Origin of the sequence: Nocardia sp. CDC153, assembly GCF_035818515.1 — a bacterium.
In the GTDB taxonomy this organism is placed as follows: Bacteria; Actinomycetota; Actinomycetes; order Mycobacteriales; family Mycobacteriaceae; genus Nocardia.
On sequence record NZ_JAYKYU010000004.1, the window covers coordinates 612,363 to 636,372 of the forward strand.

At 65.8% G+C, this 24,010-nt stretch carries 22 protein-coding genes, 1 tRNA gene and 3 pseudogenes; 8 read left to right on the forward strand and 18 right to left on the reverse strand.

Going from position 1 to position 24,010, the window contains the following annotated elements; translation table 11 throughout:
- Positions 1–9 precede the first annotated feature (9 nt).
- Positions 10–2,283 carry an excinuclease ABC subunit UvrA gene (locus VMT65_RS25360; protein WP_326310892.1) on the reverse strand — a complete coding sequence of 758 codons (2,274 nt, stop codon included), beginning with the start codon at positions 2,281–2,283 and terminating at the stop codon, positions 10–12.
- Positions 2,284–2,457: 174 nt separating this feature from the next.
- Here VMT65_RS25360 and VMT65_RS25365 point away from each other — a divergent pair, with 174 nt between their 5' ends.
- Together VMT65_RS25365 and VMT65_RS25370 are read left to right on the forward strand one after the other, a co-directional pair.
- Positions 2,458–2,766 carry a hypothetical protein gene (locus tag VMT65_RS25365; protein WP_326310893.1) on the forward strand — a complete coding sequence of 103 codons (309 nt, stop codon included), beginning with the start codon at positions 2,458–2,460 and terminating at the stop codon, positions 2,764–2,766.
- Between the two features lie 95 nt (positions 2,767–2,861).
- A tRNA-Leu gene (locus VMT65_RS25370) sits at positions 2,862–2,946 on the forward strand.
- 105 nt (positions 2,947–3,051) lie between these two features.
- On the opposite strand, the gene VMT65_RS25375 is transcribed toward VMT65_RS25370, so the two are convergent.
- Positions 3,052–4,014, reverse strand: coding sequence for an Rpn family recombination-promoting nuclease/putative transposase (locus VMT65_RS25375; RefSeq protein WP_326310894.1), 963 nt, complete (start codon positions 4,012–4,014; stop codon positions 3,052–3,054).
- A 199-nt stretch (positions 4,015–4,213) separates the two neighbouring features.
- Positions 4,214–4,942, reverse strand: coding sequence for a DUF899 domain-containing protein (locus VMT65_RS25380; RefSeq protein WP_326310895.1), 729 nt, complete (start codon positions 4,940–4,942; stop codon positions 4,214–4,216).
- Positions 4,943–5,077: 135 nt separating this feature from the next.
- Between VMT65_RS25380 and VMT65_RS25385 the strand changes: the two genes are divergently transcribed.
- The gene (locus VMT65_RS25385) at positions 5,078–6,037 is read left to right on the forward strand and encodes a sigma-70 family RNA polymerase sigma factor (protein WP_326310896.1); all 960 of its coding nucleotides are present in this window, start codon (positions 5,078–5,080) and stop codon (positions 6,035–6,037) included.
- 249 nt (positions 6,038–6,286) lie between these two features.
- Here VMT65_RS25385 and VMT65_RS25390 read toward each other — a convergent pair whose 3' ends face one another.
- Positions 6,287–6,451, reverse strand: a complete 165-nt coding sequence (locus VMT65_RS25390) for a hypothetical protein (RefSeq protein WP_326310897.1) — start codon at positions 6,449–6,451, stop codon at positions 6,287–6,289.
- 25 nt (positions 6,452–6,476) lie between these two features.
- Between VMT65_RS25390 and VMT65_RS25395 the strand changes: the two genes are divergently transcribed.
- Positions 6,477–6,977, forward strand: coding sequence for a CGNR zinc finger domain-containing protein (locus tag VMT65_RS25395; protein WP_326310898.1), 501 nt, complete (start codon positions 6,477–6,479; stop codon positions 6,975–6,977).
- Between the two features lie 17 nt (positions 6,978–6,994).
- Here VMT65_RS25395 and VMT65_RS25400 read toward each other — a convergent pair whose 3' ends face one another.
- From VMT65_RS25400 to VMT65_RS25410, 3 genes and pseudogenes are all read right to left on the reverse strand, one after another.
- Positions 6,995–8,188, reverse strand: coding sequence for a permease (locus VMT65_RS25400; RefSeq protein WP_326310899.1), 1,194 nt, complete (start codon positions 8,186–8,188; stop codon positions 6,995–6,997).
- Between the two features lie 190 nt (positions 8,189–8,378).
- Positions 8,379–8,975, reverse strand: coding sequence for an Rpn family recombination-promoting nuclease/putative transposase (locus tag VMT65_RS25405; RefSeq protein WP_326310900.1), 597 nt, complete (start codon positions 8,973–8,975; stop codon positions 8,379–8,381).
- Positions 8,976–9,063: 88 nt separating this feature from the next.
- A pseudogene (locus VMT65_RS25410) lies at positions 9,064–9,204 on the reverse strand (cell wall synthesis protein); the annotation flags it as partial.
- A 409-nt stretch (positions 9,205–9,613) separates the two neighbouring features.
- Here VMT65_RS25410 and VMT65_RS25415 point away from each other — a divergent pair.
- Positions 9,614–10,882, forward strand: a pseudogene (locus VMT65_RS25415) (MFS transporter); the annotation flags it as partial.
- A gap of 121 nt (positions 10,883–11,003) precedes the next feature.
- Here the strand turns inward: VMT65_RS25415 and VMT65_RS25420 are convergent.
- The gene (locus VMT65_RS25420; RefSeq protein WP_326310901.1) at positions 11,004–11,783 is read right to left on the reverse strand and encodes an NAD(P)H-dependent oxidoreductase; all 780 of its coding nucleotides are present in this window, start codon (positions 11,781–11,783) and stop codon (positions 11,004–11,006) included.
- Between the two features lie 138 nt (positions 11,784–11,921).
- Between VMT65_RS25420 and VMT65_RS25425 the strand changes: the two genes are divergently transcribed.
- Together VMT65_RS25425 and VMT65_RS25430 are read left to right on the forward strand one after the other, a co-directional pair.
- A complete protein-coding gene (locus VMT65_RS25425) occupies positions 11,922–12,794 on the forward strand; it encodes a helix-turn-helix transcriptional regulator (RefSeq protein WP_326310902.1) in 873 nt (290 codons plus the stop codon).
- Between the two features lie 119 nt (positions 12,795–12,913).
- Positions 12,914–13,837, forward strand: a pseudogene (locus tag VMT65_RS25430) (RNA polymerase sigma factor); the annotation flags it as partial.
- 22 nt (positions 13,838–13,859) lie between these two features.
- Here VMT65_RS25430 and VMT65_RS25435 read toward each other — a convergent pair.
- From VMT65_RS25435 to VMT65_RS25475, 9 genes are all read right to left on the reverse strand, one after another.
- Positions 13,860–14,564 (reverse strand): aspartate/glutamate racemase family protein, encoded by a 705-nt coding sequence (locus tag VMT65_RS25435; protein ID WP_326310903.1) that lies wholly within the window; start codon positions 14,562–14,564, stop codon positions 13,860–13,862.
- A 12-nt stretch (positions 14,565–14,576) separates the two neighbouring features.
- Complete coding sequence (locus tag VMT65_RS25440; RefSeq protein WP_326310904.1) at positions 14,577–15,863, reverse strand: NAD(P)/FAD-dependent oxidoreductase; 1,287 nt, start codon at positions 15,861–15,863, stop codon at positions 14,577–14,579.
- Positions 15,864–15,872: 9 nt separating this feature from the next.
- A complete protein-coding gene (locus VMT65_RS25445) occupies positions 15,873–16,748 on the reverse strand; it encodes a family 3 encapsulin nanocompartment shell protein (protein WP_326310905.1) in 876 nt (291 codons plus the stop codon).
- Positions 16,742–17,563 (reverse strand): SDR family NAD(P)-dependent oxidoreductase, encoded by an 822-nt coding sequence (locus VMT65_RS25450; protein WP_326310906.1) that lies wholly within the window; start codon positions 17,561–17,563, stop codon positions 16,742–16,744. Before VMT65_RS25450 ends, VMT65_RS25445 begins: the two co-directional genes overlap by 7 nt.
- Positions 17,564–17,569: 6 nt before the next feature.
- A complete protein-coding gene (locus VMT65_RS25455) occupies positions 17,570–18,502 on the reverse strand; it encodes a sulfotransferase (protein ID WP_326310907.1) in 933 nt (310 codons plus the stop codon).
- A gap of 15 nt (positions 18,503–18,517) precedes the next feature.
- A complete protein-coding gene (locus VMT65_RS25460) occupies positions 18,518–19,672 on the reverse strand; it encodes an MFS transporter (RefSeq protein ID WP_326310908.1) in 1,155 nt (384 codons plus the stop codon).
- The gene (locus VMT65_RS25465; RefSeq protein WP_326310909.1) at positions 19,669–21,024 is read right to left on the reverse strand and encodes a DegT/DnrJ/EryC1/StrS family aminotransferase; all 1,356 of its coding nucleotides are present in this window, start codon (positions 21,022–21,024) and stop codon (positions 19,669–19,671) included. The genes VMT65_RS25460 and VMT65_RS25465 overlap by 4 nt, the downstream gene beginning before the upstream one ends.
- A 197-nt stretch (positions 21,025–21,221) precedes the next feature.
- A complete protein-coding gene (locus VMT65_RS25470) occupies positions 21,222–21,689 on the reverse strand; it encodes a YybH family protein (protein ID WP_326310910.1) in 468 nt (155 codons plus the stop codon).
- 10 nt (positions 21,690–21,699) lie between these two features.
- Entirely contained in the window at positions 21,700–22,272 is a 573-nt protein-coding gene (locus VMT65_RS25475) for an NADPH-dependent FMN reductase (protein ID WP_326310911.1), read from the reverse strand.
- Between the two features lie 104 nt (positions 22,273–22,376).
- Here VMT65_RS25475 and sigJ point away from each other — a divergent pair, with 104 nt between their 5' ends.
- A complete protein-coding gene (gene sigJ / locus VMT65_RS25480) occupies positions 22,377–23,264 on the forward strand; it encodes an RNA polymerase sigma factor SigJ (protein ID WP_326310912.1) in 888 nt (295 codons plus the stop codon).
- Between the two features lie 27 nt (positions 23,265–23,291).
- On the opposite strand, the gene VMT65_RS25485 is transcribed toward sigJ, so the two are convergent.
- Complete coding sequence (locus VMT65_RS25485; RefSeq protein ID WP_326310913.1) at positions 23,292–23,909, reverse strand: hypothetical protein; 618 nt, start codon at positions 23,907–23,909, stop codon at positions 23,292–23,294.
- Positions 23,910–24,010 lie beyond the last annotated feature (101 nt).

Sequence of the window (24,010 nt, forward strand, 5' to 3'; positions counted from 1 at the left end):
CCATTGTCGTCAGGCGGCGGATTTGTAGCGGCGCAGGTACTCCCCCGTCAGTGAGACCTGGTCGGCCAACAGCTGCGCGGGTGTCCCGGTGAAGACGATCTCGCCGCCATTCTTGCCACCGTCCGGGCCTAGATCGATGACCCAGTCCGTGTGGGCCACCACATCCAGATTGTGTTCGATGACGACGACGGTATTGCCGCGCTCGACCAGGTTGTCCATGAGCGTCAACAGGGTGTCGACGTCGGACATGTGCAGGCCGGTGGTCGGCTCGTCGAGGACGTAGACGGTGCCGGTGTTCTGCAGTTGCGTCGCCAGCTTGATGCGTTGACGCTCACCACCGGACAGGGTGCTCATGGCCTGCCCCAGACTCAGATAATCGAGACCGACCTCGTTCATGGTGCGCAACTTGGCATTCAATGCCCTCTCCGGGAAGAACTCGACGGCCGCCTCCGCCGACAGTTCCAGGACATCGGCAATCGACTTGCCGCGCAGCGTGAGTGCGAGGACCCGGTCGGAGAACCGGCGGCCGTCACAGGATTCGCAGTGCGTGGTCACCGGATCCATGTAGGCGATCTCGGTGATGATCACACCGCGGCCGCCGCATTCCGGGCACGCGCCGTCGGAATTGAAGCTGAACAGGCTCGCGGGTTCGCCGGTGGCCTTGGCGAACAGCTTGCGGATGGGATCCATGAGGCCGAGGTAGGTGGCGGGGGTCGAGCGCGAGGACGCGGCGATGGCGGACTGGTCGACGAACACCGATTCCGGGTAGCGGGCCAGGAATTCGTCGCGGATGAGGCTGCTCTTACCCGAGCCCGCGACACCGGTGATCGCGGTGAGAATCCCGGTCGGAATGTCGACGGTGACATCTTTCAGGTTGTGCGCCTTGGCATTCGCTACCGTCAGCGTGCCGGTCGCGGTCCGGAAGGTCTCCTTGACCCGGAAGGTGCGGCGCAGTCCCGCGCCGGTGAGCGTGTCGGACTGCTTCAATTCCGCGAAGCTTCCGGTGAACACCACCTCGCCGCCGTGCGCACCGGCTCGCGGCCCGACATCGACGATGTGGTCGGCGATCTGGATGACATCCGGATCGTGTTCGACGACCAGGACCGTATTCCCCTTGTCCCGCAGCGCCGCCAACATGCGATTGAGCCGCCCGACATCGCGCGGATGCAGGCCCACGCTGGGCTCGTCGAAGATGTAGGTCATCCCCACCAGCGTGCTGCCCAAATGCTTGATCATCTTGAGGCGCTGGCCTTCACCGCCGGACAGCGTCGAGGTCGCGCGATCCAGACTCAGGTAGCCGAGACCGATATCGGCGACGCGCTGCAGGGCGATGCGGGTGGCGTCGGCCAGGCCCAGCGCGGCCGGATCCTCGATTTCGCCCAGCACCTCGATCAGGTCGGTGATCTGCAGGCGGGTCCAGTCGGCGATGGTGCGGCCGCCGAGCTTGGTGGCCAGCGCCTTCGGATTCAGGCGCGCCCCCCGACAGGACGGGCACACGCCCTCGGTGAGGAAGCGCTGGATCTGCTCTCGGGTCTTCTCCGAAAGTCCCGAGGTATCGCGCTTGAGCCGGGTCCGGGTGAATTTGTCCACGAGCCCTTCGTAATTGGCTTTCCAGGTGCCTCTCGCGAAAGACAATTCCACTTTGCCGCCGCTGCCGTGCAGCAGATTGTGCCATTCCGCGTCGTCGTAATCGGCGAGTTTCTTGTCGGCGTCGAAACGGCCGGAGTTGGCATACATTTGCCAGTCGCCGCTGCCGACGTTGTAACCGGGCAGCAGAATCGCGCCTTCGTTCAGCGATTTCGCGCGATCCACGAGCTTGTTCGGATCGGCGGTGATGGCCACACCCAGCCCGTCGCAGTCCGGGCACATGCCCTGCGGTGTGTTGAACGAGTAGTCGTAGACCAGCCCGGTCGACGGAGATCCGAAGCGCGCGAACAGAGCTCGGATCAATGCGTAGATGTCGGTCATGGTGCCGACCGTCGAGCGCGGCCCGCCGCCGACCGCCTTCTGATCGATGATGACCGGCGCGGTCAGGTTCTCGATGGCCTCGGCGTGCGGGCGCTCGTAGCGCGGCAGGAAGTTCTGCACGAAGGCCGGAAAGGTGGCCTGCAGCTGCCGCTGGGATTCGACGGCGATGGTGTCGAAAACGATCGACGACTTACCGGAGCCGGATACCCCGGTGAAGACAGTGATCTTGTTCTTGGGGATTTCGATGGAGACGTTGCGGAGATTGTGCTCGCGGGCACCGAGGACCCGAATCGATTCGGCGGAGGCGAAGGGCATTGCCCCACCATGCCATTCGTACCCCCCTTCATGTGCGGGGAATTGTGATGCAAATCACAGCCTTTCGGCTCGAATCTCCGGGTCCAGCCCCGATTGCCGAACGGTCGCGCCCATCTACAGTGGCGGTCGATCGCGCGGCCGACACCGCCGCGCACGACCCACGAGGAACGCATGATGAACACCGCGCGATGGACGGCCGTGGCCGCCGCCGCACTAGCCGTAACCCTGCTGTCCGGCTGCTCGGATGTCGAGAAGGCCCTCAACAAGGGCGGCGACACCAAATGCAGCGACTACCTCGCCCAGAACGCCGACACCCAGCGCGTCACCATCACCAAGTTCATCAAGCAACAAACCGGCAACGACCACGAGCCCCCCGGCACCCAGGTCGACCTCTCCATGGCAGCCGTCCAATCCCTCTGCCAAGTCCAGGCAAACAAGGACACCCCCATCAAAAACGCCAACCTCCTAGGCATCCTCCACTAGCCTCCGAATCCCCCGCCCGCGCACCCCATTTCGCCTGGCCCAGCCCCGATTTCCCTTTCCCCCAACCTCTCCGCTAATCTTGTCCAGCATCACCGGTCCGGGTGGCGGAATGGCAGACGCGCTAGCTTGAGGTGCTAGTGCCCGTATTAGGGCGTGGGGGTTCAAGTCCCCCTCCGGACACAAAGACAGGCGAGTTCCTTTGCTATACAAAGGAACTCGCCTGCTGGCATTTGAAGACCAAGTCGAACCCGCGCACATTCCGGCGCGTGGCGGGTGCTCTCCCTACTACTCGAAAACCTTCGCGAGCGTATCGGCGGTGAGGACACGGGCCGTCCACTGTCGAAGCTGGGCGATAGAAGAGTTGTGGACCCGGTCTGCGATCGAGGCGGGGATGGGTCCGAACCGCAATGCCAGCTGTTCGAGGAGGGTCTCGGCACGCCCCTCGGCGCGGCCCTTTGCTTCGAGTCGGTCCGCGGTGGTCATCAGTGCCTCCTTGGCTTCGGGTCCGAGCTGGTCGACCACGGGTTCCAGATCGGTGCGATCGGTGTCACCCATAGACAAAATGTACGTCAGTGCCGCCTCCAATTCCCCGCCGCCGCCCTGTGCGAGCACGCGCAGATAGCGCATGATCGGGTGCAGATCGTCGAGCCCCAGCCGGGGCTTGCGGGGTGCGACCTTCAGAAGGAAGAACAGGGTTGCTACCGCTGGAGCCAGATCCCGGGCCAGCAGGGCGTCCACGTCTACCGTCGAGAGGTCGTCCACGACGTACCGCCAGCGGGGCAGGTAGTCGGCGAGGAATGCGCGCGAGGCGTCGTCGGGGTCGATCACCTCCGACAGATCCAGGGGTGCGGTCCAGTGCCCGCCGGATGGGTCGCAGAACAGCACCACCGGGAACACCATCGGTACGCTGTGAGCGTTCGGATTGTCCTTGAGCCAGCGCCGCCAGAACGCGATCTGGTACTCGGCCAGGCGCAGCGCCATCAGCGGATCGGAGCTGCTCTGATGTTCGAGCAGCAGGTAGAGATACGCCTCGCGGTCGTCGTAGCGGGTGCGGTAGAGGATGTCGGTGCAACGTGACTGTAGCTCGTGGGAGACGAAACTGCCCGGAACCAGTTCCAGCTCGTCCCAGCGTAGGCGTGCGGCAACCTCTTTCGACACCCACGGCCGCAACTCGGTAGCGGCGTCGGCCGCACGAGACATAACGTGCCGGAAGTAGCAATCGTGCCTATTCCATGGTGACACAGCCATATTCGAGCAACTTACTCCGACTGGACCTGACTAGAGGGCCTTTGTAGGTGTTGTCGTCACGACACGCGGCGTCTGCTCGAGCACCTTGTGTCGTGTCGGTCTTGATTGGCGACTCTCTGTGTCGGAGGGGAATTCGGGTCAGTGGGTGTGCGCGCGAGCAGATCGTTCATTGCCGTACTCCTTTGTGTCCGAAGCGGAATCAGTGATGATGCGCGGGTTCGTGTGCGGTGCCGTAGGTATCGTGTAGGGGGAATTCGTTGATGTAGCGCTGTCTGCCGGACGGGGTTAGATCGAGGAAGCGGTAGGTGCTGAGCATGACGTCCGCGCCTTGCCCGTAGGTCGAGTAGGTGTGCAGGATCCGGTCGTCGTCGCGGGTGAAGACGCTGATTCCTTGGCCGTCCATGTGGGCGTAGTAGCCGATGCCATCGCGCTCGAGTGTCGCCTTGTCCTTGTAGTTGTATTCGACCGGCGCGACGGACTCGTCTTGGGAGACATGGAAATCGAAGTTGAAGTCACTGCCGTAGGACGAGTAGAACGGCAGTGTCCAGCCCATTCGCTCGCGGAACCGCGCCAGCCGGTCGTATCGGGCCCGGGCCACCACCGCCAATGTGGTGTCGGCGGCCTCGTTCAGATGTACGGGGTCGGGCATGTTGTCGAGCGCGAACGAGCAACTCGGGCAACCGGAGTCGATGTCGTGCAGCCACATGAAGTGGTAGACGATCAGCTGCGAGCGGCCCTCGAAGAGGTCGAGCAGTCCGACCTTTCCGTGCGGTCCCTCGAACGTGTACTCCTTGTCCATCGCCACCGGGGGCAGTGCCCGCCGTTTCTCCGCCAGTGCCAGCTGGGCCTTGCTCAGCGCCTTCTCCTCGTCCAACAGCGCCAGCCGCGCGGTGAGCCATTCCTGCCTCGATACCACCCGAGAACTCATCGATCGCTCCATTCCTGTCGACCCCTTCACAGATACGGAGGATCGATGGCCGCGAAACTCATCGGAGAAGCTTCGATCGGTCACCGATGAATTTCGCCTCGAGATCGCCTCTGTATGAGTAGGAGGTGGTTGGTCATGAATTCGGTGGTGGAAACCAAGGTCGGCACTGAGGATTTCGGGAGGCTGGCCGAGCCGTTCCGGCGCGAGCTGCTCGCCTACTGCTACCGCATGCTCGGTTCGGTCGAGGAGGCCGAAGAGGTGGTGCAGGAGGTGCTGCTCGACGCCTGGCGGGCCTACGACGGGTTCGAGGGGCGATCGTCGCTGCGGACGTGGCTGTACCGGATCGCGGCCAGGGCGTGTTTCAAGGCGCTGGAGAAGGGTCGGCGCAGGCCGCTACCAGCGGATCTCGGTGGCCCCCAGGCAGATCCGGATGCGGCCCTCGGACGCAATCGGGAAGTGCCGTGGCTCCAACCGATACCCGATTTCCTGTTCACCGCCGCACCCGACGATCCGGCGACGATCGTGGTGGAACGGCAGACCATGCGGCTCGCCCTGATGGGAGCGCTCCAGCAGTTGCCGCCGCGGCAACGTGCCGTGCTGATCCTTCGCGACGTCCTGCAGTGGCGGGCCGCCGAGGTGGCGGAGCTGCTGGAGATATCGACGGCAGCCGTCAACAGCGCACTTCAGCGAGCCCGCGCCCAGGTTCCGATCAGTGCGGACGATCTGACCGAACCTGTCGAGCCCGATCGGCGGACCCTGCTGAATCGATATGTCAGCGCCTTCGAAACCGCCGATGTCGATCAATTGGTCGCGGTTCTCACCGAGGACGCCAGGTGGGAAATGCCGCCGATCGCAGCCTGGTTCGAGGGGCGCGACACCATCCTCGCCTTCCTCGCCAGGCAGATGCGGCTCGTCGGACCGGCCATGCTCGTTCCCACCTCCGCCAATGGACAAGCCGCCTTCGGGGTGTACGCCCGCGGCCGCGACGGCACCTACCGCTCCCATGCCCTCCACGTCCTGACGATCACCGCCGCGGGCGTCAGCAGGGTCGTCGCATTCCACGGACCGGACCTGTTCCCCTTGTTCGGACTCTGACGGGAGAACCGACATGTGCGAGCCAGACGCTGTCGAACCATCTGCCGAGGCGCTGCGTTCACAGCTGCGAATCTTCTGCTGTCTCATGCTCGGTTCACCGGACGCCGCCGACCTCATGCTTCGGCAGATCTACGAGCGGGTCTCGGATCAGCAAGGTGCTCAACAGAATTGGCCGTCGGAACGTGTTTGGTTGTTCAGGATCGTGGCTCACCTGTGCGGCGTCCGAAGATGAGCCCTGCATCGTGACCGTCAACGGCCGGATTCGGCGAATGCGCTTTCGCCCGCGGTGGCGATCACCACCGCCAGGTCTTCGATGAGCCATTTGCCGCAGACGCAGCGCAAGTAGCGCACGTTCCTGTGGGTGGAGACCAGAGTCGGGGTGGGCCAGGAGCAGGTGGGGCAGGTGGCGGACATGTACTCACCCTGCTGTAATGACCTAGTGCACTTCAACCCTTACGGCGGGGTGGCGGCGGAGATCGCGGCTCGGCTGGTGAACGCGGGGCCGGATCAGGACCTCGAGCAGCTGCTCGTCGCGGCGGGGTACCGGCCCGTCGGCCCGATAGATCCCCGCCAGGAGGCCGAATTGCGGAGCTGGATCAAGGAACTCGACGCGGTGTTCAGCAACCCCTCGGTCGAGGTACTCAATGCGCTGCTCGCCGAGACCACCCACCGGCCCTACATCTCGACTCACGACGGCAGAGCGCCGCACCTGCACTACTCCCAGGAGACCGCCCCCATCGACGAACGCGTAAAGGCCTACACCGCATTCGGTCTGGCCACGCTGTTCTGCGAAGAACCCACCCGAATCGGCCGATGCGACCGTGACGGCTGCGACATCGTCTTCATCGACACCTCCCGAAATGGCAAGCGCCGCTTCTGTTCCACTCGCTGTTCCACCCGGGTGCACGTGGCCCAGCATCGACGCCGCCACCCTGCCTGAGGTGCGCGCTGGGGTGATCAGTGGGCGTGCCCGGCCGGTCCGTGTCCGGTGTGGCCGTGGTCGGCGTGATCATGTTCATGGTCGGGCGAGCCGCCCATCATGCGCAGCATGGGGATGCCGCCGGTGCGGACGAAACGCAGCACGAGCAGGGCGGCGAGCAGCAGGAAGACGATGTTGAGCCAGGTGGTGTAGTTCCAGCGGATGCCCTCGGCCATCACCATGGCGTTGCGCTCGCCGGGAATGAGACCGGTTGCGCCGAAAAGGATCTCGACGACATAGCCCGCTCCGACCATGGCGATGTAGAAGGTGCCCAGCAGGGTGAGCATCATGCGGGTGCCGTAGTACTTGCGGTAGATATTGAGGATCGGCAGGATCAGCAGGTCCGCGTAGATGAACGCGATCACGCCGCCGAAGCCGATGCCGCCGTTCCACAGCACCGCGGCCAGCGGCACATTGCCGATCGAGCAGACGAACGACAGAATCGCCACCAGCGGGCCGACAATCGGGCTCCAGATCGCCGAGAGCAGCGGGTGGTCGGTCAGGAAGAACTTCTGCCAGAAGCTATCCGGCACCCACGCGCCGATCGCGCCCGCGATGAGCAGCCCGATCACCAGGTCGCGCAGAATCGCGGCCCATTCCATGACGAAAACGTGGGACACGGCGGTCACGCCCTGCCGCGAGAACAGTCGCCGCAGGAACGACCCTTCCGTCGGCACCGACATGTCCATGGCCGCATGGCCTTCCATCGATCCGGCCAACCCCTTGTCGGCCTGTTCGCGGGCGGCCTCCACCAGCCGGGAACGCACGAACAGCCGGAACAGCACCGCCAGCAGCACGATCATGATCGGCCCGCCGACGAATTCGGCCGCGGTGAACTGCCACCCCATCAACAGGGCCAAAATGATCCCGAGCTCGACGACCAGATTGGTCGACCCGATCTCGAAGGACATCGCCGCGGTGAAGTTCGCCCCCTTCCGAAACAGCGAACGCGCCAGCGCCACAGCCGCATACGAACACGACGACGATGCCGCCCCCAACCCGGCCGCAACAGCGAGAGTCCGCGGCCTGTCGTCACCTAGCAACCGCACAATGGTCGACTTGCGCACCACCGCCTGCACCACCGCCGACAGCGCGAACCCAAGAATCAACGCCCACAGAATCTCCCAGGTCATCGACCCGGCCAATGCCAGTGCGTGTCCAATCGCGCCCATCGCCCCTCCTCGTCTCGTCCGCACCGCCGACCGCCGTGCCCATCCGGCCGCAAGGGTATACCCGGTACGGGTACCCAGCAACCGCTCGACGCCAGAGGTCGACCACGAACAACGGCCACAGGATTGCCACCCGCCAGACTTCCCCCGCGCGTGAACTGCAATTCAAGAGAGCGCGTGAGTGAGCGACCGCCTACAACTCAAAAATCTCCGCAAGCGTTTCGGCGGTGAGTACGCGGGCCGTCCACTGTTGAAGCTGGTCGATGGAAGAATTGTTGACCCGGTCTGTGATCGAGGCTGAAACGGGTCCGAACCGCAATGCCAGCAGTTCGAGGAGGGCCTCCGCGCGTCCCTTCGCTACGAATCGTTCCGCGGTGGTCATCAATGCCTCCTTGGCTTCGGGTCCGAGCTGGTCGACCACGGGTTCCAGATCGGTGCGATCGGTGTCACCCATAGACAGAATGTACGTCAGGGCGGCCTCCAATTCGCCGCCACCGGACCGCGCCAGCGTGCCCAGATAGCGCAGATCGGGCGCAGATCCTCCAGCCCCAGGCGTGGCGTGCGGGGTGCCCTCGCGGTCGTCGTAGCGGGTGCGGTAGAGGATGTCGGTGCAGCGGGACTGTAGTTCGTGGGAGACGAAACTGCCCGGAACCAACTCCAATTCGTCCCACTGTAGGCGCTCGGCAACCGCTTTCGACAACCACGGCCGCAACTCGGTAGCCGCGTCGGCAGCGCGAGACATGACGTGCCGAAAGTAGCAATCGTGCCTATTCCACGTTGACACAGCCATATTCGAGCAATCTACGCCGAGAACGACTGCTGCGAGGGCGCTTATGAATGCCTTCGTCGCGACACGCTGCGACGCGTCCGTGGCGTTAGCTTTCGCCGAGTTTGGATCTCAATTCGGTGATGGTGTGGTCGCGTTCGGCGACTATCGCTCGGAGGTCGCTGTTCTCTTCGATCAAGCGGGACAGCTCTTGCTCTACTAGGTCGAGGTAGGCCGCCACCTCGTCGTTGTTCTTGAAGGGTGGTTGAGGCGGATCCTGATCGTCGTTACGGGGCATGTCGATGACCGTACGGGTGGTCGTGGTCGGTGGTGTGAGTCTGGACAAAATTGGTGGCATCGGGGTAGCAAATTGATTAGGCTAAGGAAAGTGTTGGGCTTCCCGGGTGCGCCGATGTTGTCGTAGGGCCTGTCCCAGAGCTGGAGTTTTGCGCTGTTGCGCACTGTGTTGATCGCCGAAGTTCTTGCGGCGGCCGGTGGTGGATGGACTCGAACCGGGCCGTGTGCCGCCGATCCTCGAGCAGAGTTGGCGATGTCCGAGTCGAACGTCTGTGACGTCGGCTGATTTCCCCCCTCCGGGGCGGTTGCGGTGCAGGGCGTGGGCCCGCACACCCGAAGACCGTCGCACCCTAGGAGGCAAACCTGTGAGGCCGGGAGTTGTAACGCCCCAGTCCGACATCCGACTCGACCCCGGCGACACTCCCCCACATAGCACCTTCGGTTCTCTGCGAATTCGCAACTACCGCTTGTTCTTCAGCGGGCAGGTTGTCTCCAATATCGGTACCTGGATGCAGCGGATCGCGCAGGACTGGTTGGTACTCAGCCTCACCGGATCAGCCGCCGCGGTCGGTATCACGACGGCGCTGCAGTTCTTGCCCATGCTCTTGTTCGGCCTCTACGGCGGCGTCCTGGTGGATCGACTGCCGAAGCGGCAACTGCTGGTATGCACCCAAGCGGCAATGGGCGCGACCGGGCTCGCTCTCGGTGTACTCACGCTGACCGGTCATGTGCAGGTATGGCATGTCTACGCAACGGCATTCGTGCTCGGACTGGTCACGGTCGTCGACAATCCGGCACGCCAGACCTTCGTCTCGGAAATGGTCGGACCGGACCAACTGGCGAACGCGGTCAGCTTGAATTCCGCGAATTTCCAGTCGGCCCGGCTGGTCGGTCCCGCCGTCGCCGGTGTGCTGATCGGAGCGATCGGCAGCGGCTATGCCTTCGTCTTCAACGGCCTGTCCTTCCTGGCACCGATCGCGGCACTGCTGCTGATGCGCACCAACGAGCTGCGTGAGGTCGAGCGCACGCCCCGCGGTAAGGGCCAACTGCGCGAAGGCCTCCGCTACGTCGCGGGTCGCCCCGAACTGCTCTGGCCGATCGTGCTGGTCGGCTTCATCGGCACCTTCGGATTCAACTTCGCCATCTGGCTCACCGCCTTCACCCACACCGTATTCCATTCCGGCGCACAGACTTACGGTCTGCTCAACACGTTGATGGCGGCAGGCTCGCTGGCCGGTGCCCTCCTCGCCGCCCGCCGCGCCACCTCCCGCCTGCGCATGCTGGTCGCCGCCGCCCTGATCTTCGGCCTGCTCGAAATGGTGGCCGCGATCACCCCGTCATTCTGGCTGTTCGCCCTCCTGCTCATCCCGATCGGCATGTTCGGCCTGACCGTGAACGTGACCGCCAATTCCTCCATCCAAATGGCCACCGACCCGGCCATGCGCGGCCGCGTCATGGCGCTCTACATGATGGTCTTCACCGGCGGCACCCCACTCGGCGCACCCTTGGTCGGTTGGATCACCGATACCTACGGCCCCCGGATCGGTTTCGCCGCCGGCGGCGCGATCTCGGCCCTCGCCGCGGTCACCATCGGTCTGATCCTCACCCGCATCGCGGGCCTGCGCCTGCGCGAACTACACGCCCCCTCCACCTGGCGCGAGGTCGTGAAACCCGATATCGCGCCGACCGGGCCCGACCGACCCCGACCACCGGAATCGGTTGGCACCCAGCGCGCTTCAGTCCAGCGTCCCGCGGTCAGCCGCGCACATGCAGCCCGAAGCCAGTGCGTCCCACCGGCTCCAGCCCCTGCTTCAAGTGCAGTGACGGTATCTCGTAGTCGCCGAAGTTCTGCTGCCGGAACGCGATCGGTTCGGTCGATTCCAGGGTGAGCAGGCGGTGCTCCCAGGCCTTGGCGACGTCCGGAAAGTCCGAATCGGTCATGCGGTCGGTGCCGTGGAGCACGAACGGCGGCAGCACCTCGATACCCGGGTAGTAGAGGATGCCGTGGTGGATCGGGAACAGCAGATCATCGATGGGTCCATTGATCCCCCGCGCGGCGTAATGCGATTCCGGGCCACCGACTGTCACCGACACCAGCGCCCTTCGACCCGCGAGGGTGCCTTCGCCGAAGCGCTCACCGTATTTGGTGTCGCTGTGCTCGCCGACGCCGTAGGCGAAGTGGAAGGTGAAGACGCGATCCACCCAGCCCTTGAGGATCGCGGGCATCGTGTACCACCACAGCGGGAACTGAAAGATGATCGTGTCGGCCCACAGCAGTTTCTCCTGCTCCGCACGGACATCGACACTGAGCTCCCCGGCATCGAAGGCGCGACCCGAGTCCCGGGCGACCTGCAACGGATTCGAGGCGTGCGGGCCGTAGTCCGCGGCATCCACGACCGCCTTCCAGTTCATCGCGTACAGATCGCTCACCAGCACGTCGTGCCCCGCGCCGCGCAGCGTGGACACCGCGAGATCCTTCAGCGATCCATTGAGCGACTTCGGCTCCGGGTGGGCATAGACGATCAGCGTCTTCATCAGAACTCCTTGGGATGTTGGTCCCTCGAGCCTGACTGCCGCGACGCCCGGCATTCAGGGGCGCGTCTTCCGTCGGACCGGACTTCCTGGTAATGACAGGACCACCCTGCCCGGCGTATGCCCGGCAATACTGAGGGCATGGACGATCTCGCGGGCTTTCTGCGCACCCGGCGCTCCCGGGTCGATCCGGCGGCCGCCGGTATCCCCACCGACAGCCGTCGGCGCGTCGCGGGGCTGCGCCGCGAGGAGGTCGCACATCTGTCCGGAGTCAGCGTCGACTATTACGTGCGATTGGAGCAGGGCCGCGCGACGCAACCCTCCGAACAGGTCCTCGACGCGCTGGCCCGGGTCTTCGGTCTCGACGAAACCGAACGCGGACACCTCTACCGACTCGCCCGACAGCGCCGCCGCCCGGCCAAGGCACCGAGCAGAAAGGTTCGGCCGGAGCTGCTGCGCGTGCTGGATCTGGTCCCCGACGCTCCCGCCCTGATCATGAACCACCGCCTCGACGTGCTCGCCGGGAACCGCATGGCCGGACTCCTGTTCGGCCGGCCGATGCCGGGCCTGAACACCGCCCGCCACCTCTTCCTCGAGGAGGACGAGGGCGGCCTGTACGCCGACTGGGAGCAATGCAGCCTCGACGTGGTCGGCCACCTACGCCTGGCCGCGGGTCACTACCCCGACGATCCGCGTCTGGCCGCGCTCATCGGTGAATTGGCCATGGGCAGTGACCGTTTCTGTCGCCTCTGGGCCCGTGCGGATGTGCGCGCCCGCACCCACGGCCGCAAGGCCTACCGGCATCCCCTGGTCGGACTCCTGGAGCTGCATCAAGAGAACTTCGCCCTCCCCGACGACTCGGGCATGGAGTTGGTGGTGCTGTCGGCGGCTCCCGGCACCCCGGCCTGCGACGGCCTACGCCTGCTAGCGGGCCTGGACAGCGACGACAGCCAACCCGCGCCGAATGCTCGGTTCTTGCACAGCCACCCGCACAATCCGGCTGTAGGCCAGTAAACTGGTTGACGGTCCGTTATTGCCGGGCCGCTCGAGGCCTCTCTGCGATCCCTGTTCGTCGAATCGCGATGCCACCCGAACCTGTCGGAGAGGCGAATGTGGCAACGACCGCACCCGAAACCAGTGACCACGATTCCACGCGGGCGTATCTGAAGCAGATCGGCCGGGTTCCCCTGCTCACGGCGGAGGAAGAGGTCGATCTCGCGGTGCGGATCGAAGTCGGACTCTATGCGGCGGAGAAGTTGCGGGACGAGTCCGCGGGGCCTGCGGGTCTGAGCGCCGCGCGTCGCCGGGATTTGATGTGGGTCGTGCAGGATGGCACGCGCGCCAAGAATCATTTGCTCGAGGCCAATCTGCGTTTGGTGGTGTCGATCGCCAAGCGGTACTCCGGCCGCGGCATGGCCTTTCTCGATCTGATCCAGGAGGGCAATCTGGGTCTGGTGCGGGCGGTCGAGAAGTTCGACTACAGCAAGGGATTCAAGTTCTCGACCTACGCCACCTGGTGGATCCGCCAGGCGATTTCCCGCGCCATGGCCGACCAGTCCCGCACCATTCGCATCCCGGTGCACATGGTGGAGATCATCAACAAGCTCGGCAGGGTACAGCGGGACCTCTTTCAAGAATTGGGCCGTGAACCCACACCGGAGGAACTCGCCGAAGCCTTGGACATCACGCCGGCGCGAGTGCTCGAGATTCGGCAGATCGCACGCGAGCCGATCTCCCTGGACCAGACGATCGGTGACGACGGTTCCAGCCAAATCGGCGATTTCATCGAAGATTCCGAGGCCGTCGTGGCCATCGACGCCGTGGCGTTCACGCTGCTCCAAGAGCAACTGGGTGCCGTGCTCGACACCCTCGCCGACCGCGAGGCCAGCATCATGCGCCTGCGCTACGGTCTGGATGACGGCCAACCCAAAACACTCGACGACATCGGAAAGATCTACGGCGTCACCAGGGAACGCATTCGACAGATCGAATCGAAGACGATGTCGAAGCTACGCCACCCCTCACGTTCGCAAATGCTGCACGACTATCTCGAATAGCCGACGGCCCGAGACGGCCGGTCTAAGACTCACCGTGAAAAGGCTTGTGGGACAGGGTGTTGTAGACCATGTTCGTGAGGGTCACGATGTCGAAGACCGGGATGCCCAGCAGGGTCTGGAGGGCGTGGCGGTAGGGCACGAGATCGGTGCATTCGATTAGCAAAGCACCCATATCAGGGTTGTGAGCAGCGAGGCGGGAGGCCTCGTCGATGACTTCGCCCGCCAGGCGGTCGGAGTCGAGGTCGGGGCGGCGGCCTTCGAGAATGACCTCGCGGAATTCCGGATGGGCCGCCATTCCAGCGACGCAGATCGGGATGGACTCTCCGCCAATAGCCTGCAAGTGGCGGCGGGTGAGGGCCTGGGAATCGGCGACGAGCAGGCCGACCTTGCGGGTGGCGGGGAGCATGCGGTGGATGAGCGGTAGTTGGATGAGACTCGACGTGTAGAGCGGGATCCGAACGGAGTCGGCCAGCCGCTGCTGGAAGATCACAAGGAAGCCGCAGGCGGCGGTGATCGCCTGTACGCCTTCGGATTCGAGTTCGCGGGCCGCGTCGATGAAGGGGTCGAGCAGCGTCGGGTCGGCTTCGGTGACGACGCGGTGCGGGGTCGCGCCGTGGACGACCCGGTAGACGACCGGGAAGTCGAAGGTCGACGGATTGCGGATGTGGCCGGGGAATTTGGTGAACGCCGTGTCGAGACACAGGACGCCGATTCTGGTGTCAGCCATACGATCGTCGATTCAATGGGATGCGTCGAAACGGTTCGGCCGCAACGGGATCGGGTCGGTGATCGGGTACTCCCCCGCCAGCAGCTGGCTGACGAGTTCACCGGTGGCGGGTGCGAGCCCCATGCCGATGTGGCCGTGCCCGGCCGCGACGAGCAGGTTGCGGAGCTCCCCGGCCGGACCGACCAGCGGCAGGCTGTCTGGGGTGCACGGCCGCAAACCGCTCCAGGTCTGCAAAGTCGGCGACTCCTCGAAGGCGGGCAGATACTCCCGAACGGCAGTCAGCAGCGCCCGAATTCGCCGTTCGGACACGGTATCGCTCATCCCGCTCAGTTCGAGTTGCCCACCGATCCGCAGCCGGTCGCCGAGCGGGACCATCGCCACCCGGGCCTCACTCAGCAGCACCGGCAGCCCGGGCGCGCTCGGCGGCGCGGCCACGGTGAGACTGTGGCCCTTGATCGGCTGCAGCAGCAGATCGACACCCGCGATGCGGGCGCACTCGGTACTCCACGCGCCCGCCGCGATAACCACCGTGGCGGGCCGCAGCTCGCCGCGAGTCGTGCCGAGCCGCACGATATTCCGATCCTGCACCCCGAAGTCGGTGACCTCGGTGTGCTCGTGGATCTCCACGCCGGATTCGCGAAGCACCCGCGCGAACGCGAGCACGAACTCCGGAACATGCAGATACGCACCCTCCGGGTTGTACAGCGCGCCATGAATATCGAAGGTGGTCTTCGGCGCGAGCTCATCGAGTTCCCCCGGCCCCAGCGCCCGCAAAGGCACCCCACCGGCCACCGTCCGCGCGACCGCCCGACTCGCCTCGGCGAACCCCTGCGCCGTCTTGAACGCCAGCACGATCCCGGGCGACTCCAGCAGCGCCGCCAACTCCTCCGACGCCCCGCACAGCTCGAGCAGGATCGCGAGACTGCGCTTCTTCATCCCGATCAATGCCCGAAACCCGTCCACCGCGGCATCTGCCGAACAGGCACGCCGGAAATGCGCCAGCCACCGCGTCAGGTCGGCGTCCTGACGCGGCTCGATGTACCACGGCGAATCCGGATCGGTCGCGCCCGGCACCGCGAGCCCGAGCATGCCGGGCTCGGCCAGGGGCGCGGCCCCGTGGGTGCCGACGAATCCCGTATTGCCGGACGAACACGATTGCGGCCCACCCAACCTCCCACGCTCGAGCACCGTGACCGCCGCCCCGCGCCGCCGCAACTGCTGCGCGCAGAACAGTCCGACGATTCCCCCGCCGATGATCACCACATCCGGGTCGACGCGCCCGGGGAACTCGTTTTCCACGACAGCGACCTACACGCTGACGACGAAGAAGTTCGTCGGCAGGTTCACCACGACCCGCTCGTAGATCTCCGCCTTCAACGCGATTCCGGGCTCGGTGAACGTCCCCGCGGGTGCTTCGTCGAAGCGAATCACCGACCGTCCCGCGTCGAAAAGCTGTGCGCCGTGCCCGAAGTCGCCGACAATCGCCTGCCCCGGCTCGACCAGCCGCGTCCGCACGATGAACACCCCGTTGGCCTCGAGGTCCTCCATCAACCGCCCGGTCCCCATGGCCCGGTAGTAGTCGACCGGGTTGATGATCATCCCGTCGGCCGTCCCACCCATCTGCTCGATCTCGTTGCAGGCGCGCAGGATTGTCGAGGCGAACGGCCCGGGCGAGGTCATCCGCTCGATCTCCGGCATCCCGAGCAGCCCGCCCTCACCACTGATGATCGTGTGGTTCTCGGCGGTACACAGCCGCACGATCAAGCGATAGTTGATGAAGTTCTCGAAGGTATCCGGGTCCTTCCACAGATCCGGCGGCACCTGCACCCACGCCGTGGTCGTGAGCAGCTCCGGAATCGGCGACTTGCGGAACCGACTGGCCAACTCCCGCCGCACCTCGGCCCCCTCGATCGGCGCGTCCTCGGGACCGGGAGCGCTTTCGTGCCAATAGAATTGGCGCGGATCGCGCGACAGATCGATGGTCTTGAGCATATTCCGCGCCGGATTGCGCGGCTTGCGCCGCGAGCTGGTCAGCGAATCGGTAATGGTGACGTCGTACTCGACGGCCGCGTCCAGCCCGTGCTCGATGCAGGCCTCCACGAACATCCGCCCCGGCGAGGCCTCCTGTTTGCGATCCGCGACGACCTGCGCCAGCGTCTGCTTGATGGTGTCCGCTTTCAGCATGTCCCCTCCTGGGAATCGATGTAATGCGATGAGGACGCGCCGAGCACGCTCGAGCCGCCGTCGATCAGCTGCACGGTGCCGGTGATGTATCCGGCCCGTTCGCTGGCTAAAAACGCTGCCAGAGCGGCGATTTCGTCGGGTCGCGCGACCCGGCCGATCGCCGTCTTGCCGCCGACGGCGGCCAGTTCCGCGGGCAGTCGACCGGAAGATCCCTGCGTCAGCACCCGCTCCAGCAATGGCGTATGGGTGGCGCTGGGCGCGAGCACATTGACGGTCACCCCGTCGCGCCCGAGATCCGCCGCCAGCGCCTGCGCGAAGCGCACGATCGCGGCCCGGGTGACCCCTGAGAGCGCCAGCCCGCCAATGGGAACCACGGCGGTCTCCGAGGCTACGAGCAGAATTCGGCCCCACCGGGCCGCGCGCAGATGCGGCAGCGCCGCCATCGAAAGCTCGACGGCGGGCATCAACACCGTCTCGACAGCTTCCCGATACACCGACGCCTCGAAGCTGGTCGCGTTCCCGGTGGGCGGTGTACCGCCGCTGACGGCGACGATGTGGAGTCCCCCGAACTCCGAGGCGACCTCCTCGACCCAGTGGCGCGTGGCCGCGGCATCGGTGACATCCACGCGCGTGGCATGCACCCGCCCCCGCGCCAACTCCTTGAGCGTGCGTTCGGCGGCGGCCAGCCGCGCGGGGTCGCGCGCCCCGATGGCGACATGCGCACCCTCGGCCGCCAACTCCGCCGCGATCGCCAGACCGATGCCGCTCGACCCGCCCGCGACCAGTGCGACCTTGCCTGCCAGTCCCAAATCCACTGTCGCTCAACCTCTCCCATGGCCACGGTGTAGATATCCGTAGCGCAGCGACAGCGGCAGGGACAGTGCCGTCGCCGCCACCTTGGCCGAGTCCGGCAGCGTTCGACGCCACGAGTCATCGGTCGGTCGAATAGTGGTGACACCGGTATTGAAGCGATCCGGGTTGCCGGTCACCGTGTGGTTGGCGTGCAGCTCCACACTCCGATCGGTCATCGGATTAAGTGCCGGATCGAGCCGGCACAACCGCAGCACGGTGTCGATGCTGCTTGCCGGATCGGCGATGAAGTCCTCGTAGCGCAGGAACATCGACCGCTGCGGAACCCGCCGCGAGATCGCATGCGAGGCGAGATTGAAGCCGGTCCAGTAGGCGGTGCTCTTCCCCGCCGACATGGCGTACACGTAATCCTTTGGCTTACTCCAGGATTGGGCCACCGCCCGGGGATCGCGCACGAGGTGCAGGTAGTACGGCTCGACCCCGTCGAGGTAGGACACCAACGCCGCCTCCCCCGGCATCTTCGAGGTATCGACGATCAGATCCGCCTCGCTGCGTTCGGCGATCGCCCGATAGACCTGCCGCAGCAGTTCACCGTGCGCCCGAATCTGCTCGTTGCGCAGACCGCGACCCAATACCTGCCAGGTGTGCCGCGTCCGCACCTGCGCGAGCTGCGCCCGAATCACACTGTCCGCGTGCGCTTCCAACGTGAGCCCGGCGGGCCTGCCGACGGGCAGAATGGTGGACCAGAACTCGCAGTCGACGAGCTTGTGCCCGCACCCGCACAGCTCGTTCACGCCCCGCCCGGACGCGTTCTTCCACAGGAAATGCAGCTCTCCCACATGGAACACCCCGGGAATCTCGTTGAGGATGTTGCCGAGAATGGTGCTGCCATTGCGGCACCATCCGGTGACGCACAGAACCTTGACCGGTGATGCGCTAGTCATCTGCCGACTCCCTTCTCAGTCGGTCGTGACCGATTGCCGAATCGTGTACGCCATGACCGCGGCGGTGAGCGCGCAGCCCGCGCCGACGAGATACACGGCCGGATACCCGAGCCCGCTCGCGATGGCCCCGGTCGCCGGACCCCACACGAACAGCCCCAGATCCCAGAACGAGGTGTAGGCCCCCAGTGCCGCACCCTGTTTCGAGCTCTCGGCGTTGTTCATGACCATCAATGCCAGCGACGGGTGCAGGAGCGAGAACCCGACGCCCATCACGACGACCCCGACAATGGCCACGGGCAGGTTCGGCGACCACGCGACGATCAGCAGCCCGGCCGCCTCGCCGAGCCCGGACCAGGTGCCCACCCGTCGCGGCCCGAGCTGGTCGGGAAGCTTCCCGATGACCAGTCGCGTCCCCGCGTACACGGCGCTGAAGACAGCCAATACGACCGCGCCGGAACCGATTCCGCGCACCTGCAGGTCTCGAATGATGAACGCGGCCAGCCCCACATAGCCCGCCGCGGCGAGGGCGAGCGCCAACCCGGGCAGCGCCGCGGGCTTGAGCATCAACCCGCGCCCACCCGTCGATCGCGCGACCTCGGGCTCGGGCCCGACAATCGTGATCAGCGCGAGTCCGGCGAGCGGCGCGGCCGCGCACAGCCCCCACACCGCCCCAATCCCGAAGTGCCGCAAGGCCGCACCGAGCGCGGTCCCCGCCGAGATGCCACCCCACATGGCCACCCCGTAGAGCCCGATGAGCTGCCCGCGCCGGTTGTGCGGAGCCAGGGTCACGGTCCAGGCGGCGCCCGCGGTGAACAGCGCCGCCTCGCCGATGCCGACCAGCAGCCGCACCCCGATCAGCCCGCCCAACCCGAGCGGCACGAAATACAGCAGCCCGCCGACCGCGACGGCGAGCGCGCCGAACCGCATGACCTGCCGATAGCCGTGCCGATCGGCCAACCCGCCGAACACGGGCCGGGTGAGCAGCGCGGTCAGCGCGGTGGCCGTGACCACGAGCCCCACGCTCAGATCCCCGGCGCCGAACCGATCCCGAACATGGTCGGGCAGCACCGGAATGGCGGCGGAGAGGCCGAGGTATCCGCAGAACAGCCCACCGAAAACCCCGGCGAGCGCGAGCTTGGGCAGCGTTCCGGTCTCGGGAGACGCCGTCATAGCCGCCCGATCCACACCGAATCAGGGTCGATCTCCCCCGTCGGCGTCGCGGCGGCGACCTTCCGGACCGCCGCGACGAGGTCGTCGCAGTCCGCCCGCGTCAGCGTCGAGGACAGCGGAATGTCCACGGCCCGTTGCAGATACCGTGTCGCGTTCGGCAGCAGGGCCTTGACCGCACCGGTGTCCATGCCCCGGAACAGGAATCGCCAGTTCCAGAACGCGCGAATATTGTGATCGGAGTCCGAGCCGAGATTGCGCGCCTCGATACCCTCCCGGCACAGCGCCCGGGCGAACCACTGCGCGCGCCCCTCGGCGACCTGGAAGATGAACGCCTCACCCAGGTACGCGCCCGGTGCGACCGGCCGCCGGATCGAAATGCCTTCGAGGTCGGCCAGTTCCGCGGCGACGTAGTCGTAGTTCGTGCGGAACGCCGCCAGCCGGATCGGCAGTCGTTCCAGTTCGGACCGCAGCAGCGCCGCCCGAATCTCGTCCATTCGAAAGCTGTAGAGCGGCAGGTCCAGATCGGTGGCCAGCGGTGGCCCGTCCTCGGGAAAGTGTCGTCGCAGCCGACCCTCGTACGCGCCGGAAAGCACTGTGGCACGGGCGAACAGGGCGCTGTCGTCGGTCACCAGGAAGCCGCCCTCGCCACTGTTGAGCGACTTGTCCGACTGGGTGCTGAACGCCCCGGCCAGCCCGAACGTGCCGAGTTTGCGCCCGTTCAACTCCGCTCCGAGCGCGGGAACGGCGTCTTCGAACACCGGCACGCCCTGCTCCTCGGCGAATTGGAGCAGCGCGTCCATGTCCCCGGCGAATCCGCGCATGTGGACGACCACGATCGCCTTGATCTGCGGTGTCCACCGGTGCCGCAGATCCGCCACATCCAGGTGCAGATTCTCGTCGACGTCGACGAGGAACGGCGTGCAGCCCGCCAACAGGATGGAACTGGGTGTGGCGGCGAAAGTGAAACCGGGACAGGCGATCAGGGCTCCGGGTTCGATCCCGGAGGCCATGATCGCCAGTGTCAGCGCGGTGGTTCCACTGGAGACGGCGAGTGCGTGCGCGGACCCGAAGTACTCGCACAGTTCGGCCTCGAATCGCGCGCACTCGGTCTCGTGCGGCGGCCGATGGTCGTACCGGAAATAGAGGTGGCTGCGGATCGCGCGCAGCGCCGCGTCCTCGTCCTCGGGATGGACGCAGACCGCGCCCCGGTCATAGGTCGGCCAGGGGGTACATCGGACGGGCTCTCCGCCGTCGAGAGCCAGTCGCGCACCGGATTCCGGTTGCGTCGCCGATGCTGTCGGGGCCGATGTCGAATCATCAATCACATTGTCCGCCATGAAACTCGCGGCCACCGGCCGACCCGGTATCGGCGGTACTGCCTGCTTGCCTGCCGAGGCACTCAGAGCGAGGAACCTCGGTGAATGTTCAAGCACGCTACGCCGAACTCGCGACGATCATGAGCGAATCATCGTTAAATTCTGGTCACGCGACCGAAATCGATGGATTCATGCAATCAACTGTGCCCCAACGGAATCAGTGTCGCACGAGGTCAGGGCTCGAGATCGGCGACACCCTTTCCGGTGAGGTGGTCGAACGGCACCGAGACCTGATCGTGGGCAATCCGCCAGGCGCCGTCGATCTTTCGCAGACCATAGGTGACCCGGACCCACATGCCGTTGGATGTCGCCCCGTTCTTCAGCGTGCCGCGCAGGCGGGCGAAGGCGTGGCCGAAGGCGACCTCGTCTCCGATCGTGAAGCTCAGGTCTCGCACGTCGTAGGTGACGGACTCGAATATGCGAAACACGTTGGTCCAGTTCCGGAGTTTCGCGTCGATGCCGACGTGCTGGAGGGGCGGCTCGACATCGAAGGACACCACATCGTCGGTGTAGGCCCGGCGCACGGCGTCGAGGTCCTTGTCGTGCAGGCCGTCGATCACGGTGTCGATCGTCGCGCGCAGCTCGGCCTCCTCGGCCTTGATCCGGTCGTCGTGGGATTGGAAGTCGTTGGATGCGTTCATGGTCGGCTCCTTACGAAGTGACGAGGGTGGTGCGCAGCGGGGCCAGGGCGTTGCTCCACGCGATGGTCTGGTCGAGGGTCTTGGTCAGAGCCCCACTCTGGCGGTCGGTGGGGACGAAAGTGGTGTTGTTCTCGAAGTCGGTGAGCACGGAGATCGATACCTGGTATCCGACGTCGGCCATGCCGAGCGTGCCGCACACGAGTCGCAGCTGCTGCACCGAGCGCACGCCGCCGTCCACGCCGTAGGAAACGAAACCGACCGCCTTGTTGACCCACTCGGCGAACGCGTGGTCCAGAGCGTTCTTCAGCACGCCGGGCGCCGAGCCGTTGTACTCGGGGGTGACGATGATGAACCCGTCGAAGGTCGCGAGCCGTTCGGCCCACGCGCGCGTATGGGCATTGACCGACGGACCGAACATCGGCGGCACGGCCTCGTCGAAGTGTGGAAGCGGGTGATCGCGCAGGTCGATGAGCTCGAAGTCGGCGTCGCCGCGCTGGGATGCGGTGTCGAGCACCCAGCGTGCGACCTGGTCGCCCCTGCGGTTGGGACGGGTACTGCCGAGGATGATAGCGATTCTGGTCATACCCTTCCGACGACGCAGCCGTGCGGAATGTCAGGCGGTCTCACAAAATAGGTCGGTGATTCGTCGATATCGGTGAGGCACCCGATGGACCGAAGGAGACGACAATGACCGATCCGCAGCTACCCGCGGTGATCAAGGAACGCCGTCAGCTGATCAATCTCGCCTACCGGCTGCTCGGCTCGCTGGCCGAGGCCGAGGACGTGGTGCAGGAGACCTACGCGCGCTGGTACGGGCTCTCGGAGGCGCAGCGTCAGGAGGTCGCCGCGCCCGGTGCGTGGTTCACCACGGTCGCGGGGCGCATCTGCCTGGATCTGCTCGGTTCGGCGCGGGCCCGCCGGGAAAGCTATGTGGGCGAATGGCTTCCGGAGCCGGTGCCGGGTCGGTCGACGTGGCTGGACGGGCGTGATCCGGTCGACCCCGCCGACCGGATCACCCTCGACGAGTCGATCAGTATGGCGTTCCTGGTGGTGTTGGACTCCATGACGCCGGCCGAGCGCGTCGCCTTCGTCCTGCACGATGTCTTCCGGTACTCGTTCGCGGAGATCGCCGAGGTCGTCGGCCGCACTCCCGCCGCCTGCCGCCAGTTGGCCTCGAGCGCCCGCCGCCGCATCGACACCTCCCGCAGCACGCCGGGCAGTGAACGCGCCGAAGTGGTCCGGGACTTCAAACAGGCTTGGGAGACACAGGATATCGAGGCCCTCATCGGGTTGCTGGATCCGGAGGCGACCGCGACCGCCGACGGTGGCGGCCTGGCCCTGGCCTTCCTCGAGCCGATTCGGGGCGGCGAGGCGATCGCGCACGCCTGGATGGAGATCGCCGCCCGCGGCTCGGCCATCACGCTGCTGGAGCGGACCGTGAACGGACAGCCCGGCCTGGTCGCCGAGGTCGACGGCACGGTGGTGTCGGTCTACGCGTTCGATATCGCCGACGGCCGGATCACCCGCATCTGGGTGATCCGGAACCCGGAGAAGCTGCGGCCCTGGACGGCGTAAATCGCTGCCGTGCCGGGGGTTTCGACATCAAATCGGCACCCAGCCCGGCCATGGACGCGGCCCGATGTCGCCGCGGATCGAGGCGAGTCGGCGCACAGCCTGACTGTGGTGCCGCCCATTGCCCGTCGTGCGGGCGGCCGCGATGGTCATGGCGAATTCCTGGATGTCCCGCAGCAGGTAGTAGCGGCCGCTGCGGGCGACATCCTGCCCGTAGGTCTGGCAGAACGCGACGTATTGCGGTGTGGTGAGCCACCCGAAGGACCAATAGGCCATGGCCACCGGCACCAGGTCCCACTCGGGCGGCCCGACCGTCGGCGATCCGGAATCCGGCGGTTCCGCGCAATCGTCGGCACCGGTCAGGACACCGTCGATGCCGATCGTGCCGTGAATCACGCAGCGGGACCGCCCCTCGGGCAAGCCCTTCCAACGACCCCGCAGCTCGGCGAGATGGGTGTGCAGCCATCGTCGGTCGGCGACATCGAGGGCGTACGCGGTGTCGATGCCCCGCTCGAGCCCGCCGAGCGGATCCCACTCGGCCGACCCGAGACCACTGGCCGGGATCCGGTGAACGAGTTTCAGCGTATCGGCGAGCCGAACCGGGTCGAGGTGGGACCGGGATGCGAACAGGTTGCTGTCGAATTCCATTGCTGCGAACCTCATTCGGCCTCGAGTGCGCCGCCCGATCGGGGCGTTCACATGGTGTTCGCAGCACTGCCGAATGCGGATCGTCCCCGCACCGGTCACGA

Excerpts from the sequence above, each read along its gene's own strand:
- VMT65_RS25360 (WP_326310892.1), bottom strand. The coding sequence starts at position 2,283 with ATGCCCTTCGCCTCCGCCGAATCGATTCGGGTCCTCGGTGCCCGCGAG.
- VMT65_RS25365 (WP_326310893.1), top strand. The coding sequence starts at position 2,458 with ATGAACACCGCGCGATGGACGGCCGTGGCCGCCGCCGCACTAGCCGTA.
- VMT65_RS25375 (WP_326310894.1), bottom strand. The coding sequence starts at position 4,014 with ATGGCTGTGTCACCATGGAATAGGCACGATTGCTACTTCCGGCACGTT.
- VMT65_RS25380 (WP_326310895.1), bottom strand. The coding sequence starts at position 4,942 with ATGAGTTCTCGGGTGGTATCGAGGCAGGAATGGCTCACCGCGCGGCTG.
- VMT65_RS25385 (WP_326310896.1), top strand. The coding sequence starts at position 5,078 with ATGAATTCGGTGGTGGAAACCAAGGTCGGCACTGAGGATTTCGGGAGG.
- VMT65_RS25390 (WP_326310897.1), bottom strand. The coding sequence starts at position 6,451 with ATGTCCGCCACCTGCCCCACCTGCTCCTGGCCCACCCCGACTCTGGTC.
- VMT65_RS25400 (WP_326310899.1), bottom strand. The coding sequence starts at position 8,188 with ATGGGCGCGATTGGACACGCACTGGCATTGGCCGGGTCGATGACCTGG.
- VMT65_RS25405 (WP_326310900.1), bottom strand. The coding sequence starts at position 8,975 with ATGGCTGTGTCAACGTGGAATAGGCACGATTGCTACTTTCGGCACGTC.
- VMT65_RS25420 (WP_326310901.1), bottom strand. The coding sequence starts at position 11,783 with ATGAAGACGCTGATCGTCTATGCCCACCCGGAGCCGAAGTCGCTCAAT.
- VMT65_RS25425 (WP_326310902.1), top strand. The coding sequence starts at position 11,922 with ATGGACGATCTCGCGGGCTTTCTGCGCACCCGGCGCTCCCGGGTCGAT.
- VMT65_RS25435 (WP_326310903.1), bottom strand. The coding sequence starts at position 14,564 with ATGGCTGACACCAGAATCGGCGTCCTGTGTCTCGACACGGCGTTCACC.
- VMT65_RS25445 (WP_326310905.1), bottom strand. The coding sequence starts at position 16,748 with ATGCTGAAAGCGGACACCATCAAGCAGACGCTGGCGCAGGTCGTCGCG.
- VMT65_RS25455 (WP_326310907.1), bottom strand. The coding sequence starts at position 18,502 with ATGACTAGCGCATCACCGGTCAAGGTTCTGTGCGTCACCGGATGGTGC.
- VMT65_RS25460 (WP_326310908.1), bottom strand. The coding sequence starts at position 19,672 with ATGACGGCGTCTCCCGAGACCGGAACGCTGCCCAAGCTCGCGCTCGCC.
- VMT65_RS25470 (WP_326310910.1), bottom strand. The coding sequence starts at position 21,689 with ATGAACGCATCCAACGACTTCCAATCCCACGACGACCGGATCAAGGCC.
- VMT65_RS25475 (WP_326310911.1), bottom strand. The coding sequence starts at position 22,272 with ATGACCAGAATCGCTATCATCCTCGGCAGTACCCGTCCCAACCGCAGG.
- sigJ (WP_326310912.1), top strand. The coding sequence starts at position 22,377 with ATGACCGATCCGCAGCTACCCGCGGTGATCAAGGAACGCCGTCAGCTG.
- VMT65_RS25485 (WP_326310913.1), bottom strand. The coding sequence starts at position 23,909 with ATGGAATTCGACAGCAACCTGTTCGCATCCCGGTCCCACCTCGACCCG.